The organism is Pseudomonas sp. EL_65y_Pfl2_R96, assembly GCF_963970905.1.
GTDB lineage: Bacteria > Pseudomonadota > Gammaproteobacteria > Pseudomonadales > Pseudomonadaceae > Aquipseudomonas.
This window is the reverse complement of sequence record NZ_CAXAQH010000412.1, coordinates 1-429: the sequence shown is the minus strand read 5'-3', so window position 1 is coordinate 429 and position 429 is coordinate 1. Positions and strand designations below refer to the sequence as shown.

Annotated in this window: 1 pseudogene; it reads right to left on the bottom strand. The window is 63.9% G+C overall.

Going from position 1 to position 429, the window contains the following annotated elements:
* Window positions 1-429, bottom strand: a pseudogene (locus tag AACY49_RS31330) (carbamoyl phosphate synthase preATP-grasp domain-containing protein); the annotation flags it as partial.

Sequence of the window (429 nt, the reverse complement as noted above, 5' to 3'; positions counted from 1 at the left end):
CGATGGCATCGGGCGAGGTGCCGAGGATCTGCACCTCGGCGGCTTCCAGCGCCCGCGCCAGCTTCAGCGGCGTCTGCCCGCCGAACTGCACGATGACGCCATGCAGGGTGCCGTTGCTGCGCTCCTTGGCGATGATCTCCAGCACGTCCTCGGCCGTGAGCGGCTCGAAATAGAGCCGGTCGGCGGTGTCGTAGTCGGTCGACACCGTCTACGGGTTGCAATTGACCATGATCGTTTCGAAGCCGACATCCGCCAGCGCGAAACAGGCGTGGCAGCAGCAATAGTCGAACTCGATCCCCTGCCCGATCCGGTTGGGACCACCGCCAAGGATGACGACCTTCTTCCGATCGGTCGGCTGGCTCTCGCATTCGGGCTCGCCGAAGCTGGGCGCTTCGTAGGTCGAATACATATAGGGCGTCTTGGCGTTGA